The organism is Micromonospora sp. 4G55 (assembly GCF_016803375.1).
The window spans coordinates 1-1,617 of the sequence record NZ_JAEVHN010000919.1 but is presented as its reverse complement, the minus strand read 5'-3'; the positions used below and the strand labels follow the sequence as shown (position 1 = coordinate 1,617).

The 1,617-nt window shown below is 73.1% G+C and carries 2 protein-coding genes; both read right to left on the bottom strand.

Features of this window, described 5'->3' with window-relative positions:
- Positions 1-570: translation initiation factor IF-3 (infC, locus tag JNW89_RS36110; protein WP_238452418.1), on the bottom strand; the 570-nt coding region annotated here is incomplete at its 3' end.
- A 345-nt stretch (positions 571-915) separates the two neighbouring features.
- Complete coding sequence (locus JNW89_RS36105) at positions 916-1,389, bottom strand: PH domain-containing protein (protein WP_238452417.1); 474 nt, start codon at positions 1,387-1,389, stop codon at positions 916-918.
- Between the last annotated feature and the right edge of the window lie 228 nt (positions 1,390-1,617).

The following is a 1,617-nucleotide window of genomic DNA, read 5'->3' as shown; positions in this document are numbered from 1 at the left end:
GGCTGCCGGGGCGGACTCCTCCGCCCGGTCCCGGGGCCCGCCGCGGGACGCCGTGGCGGCGACCGCGGAGGCCTTGACGGCCCGGTGCGGAGCGAGAACCATGATCATGTTTCGGCCGTCCTGCTTCGGAGCGGCCTCGACGTAGCCCAGGTCCGTGATCTCGGACTCGAGCCGGCGCAGGAGCCGGTAACCCAGCTCCGGGCGGCTCTGCTCGCGACCGCGGAACATGATCGTCACCTTGACCTTGTCGCCCGCCTTGAGGAACCGCACCACGTGACCCTTCTTGGTCTCGTAGTCGTGCGGGTCGATCTTCGGCCGGAGCTTCATCTCCTTGATGACGGTCTGCTGCTGGTTACGCCGCGCTTCGCGCGCCTTCAGTGCGCTCTCGTACTTGAACTTGCCGAAGTCCATGAGCTTGCACACCGGCGGGCGCGCCATCGGCGCAACCTCGACCAGGTCCAGGTCGACGTCCGCGGCCAGCTGCAGGGCGCGCTCCAGCGGGACGATGCCCACCTGCTCACCCTCAGGGCCGACCAGTCGGACCTCACGTGCCCGGATCTGCTCGTTCACGCGTGGTTCGACGCTGATGGGGCCTCCTCGAGTCGAGTGTCCTGCGTGTGGCGACCCCGTGGGCCCCCGGGGGGGGCGCCGGAAAGCAGAAGGCCCTGGCGCATGCCAGGGCCCGCTCGACCGGTCGGCACGATCACATGATCGCGCATCCGGAACCGGAACGTGCCCGGAACCGGGGACCGGACCCGGCCACCGTCAGGGGCGACTCGGGTGGGAGCAGGCGCTCCGCTTCAAGACCGCCCGCACGTCGGAACGGGGGCAGTCTGGTCGACTCGGCAACACTACACCCTCGCCCCAGGCATCCCCAAACCGGGCTCGCAGGTCAGCGCGGGTGTGACCGGGGGCTCAGCGACCCGTCCGGCCGGCCGCCAGCGCGGCCAGGTGAGCCTGGTGCAGCCGGCGCAGCGCCCGGACGCCCTCGACCGCGATCTCCTTGTCGGCCGCCTGGAGGGCGACCATCGGGAGCAGGTCGTCGTCGTGCAGCTCCAGGCTGGCCCAGGGGGCGCCCCGGTCGAAACGCACCCCGCGGACGACCTCCCAGGGCAGCTCGTACGAGCCGATCACGTTGCGCACCCGCACGACCCGGGCGTCGGCTTCGACCCGGGGCCGGGTGAAGAGCAGGATGGCCAGCGCGCCGAAGACGCCCAGCCCGACCATGGCGAGCTGGTCACCGCGCTGGAAGGTGCCGTAGCCGTCGCCGGTGGAGCCGGAGAGCGAGGTCGCCACCAGGCTGAAGACCACCAGGAGGGCGGCCGCCGAGGCCCAGCAGACCACCCGGATGCGACGGGGCTTGAGGCGGATCAGGTCGGTATCGCTCACCCCACCAGTCTGCCACCCGGTCACCGGCGGTGTTCCGCCGCCACACGGACCCGGCCGGCACCCACGTCGCCCCGACCGCGGGGCGGTGTCAGCCGGCCGGCGGAGCGGGCCGGTCGGCGTACGCGGAGTCCCGCCGCTGCCGTCCCGCCGGGTCCTCCGGGGTCGACCGCACCGCCGGCACCGACCGGGTGCCGGCGGGCGCCGGGGGTCGTCCGGGCGGCCCGACGC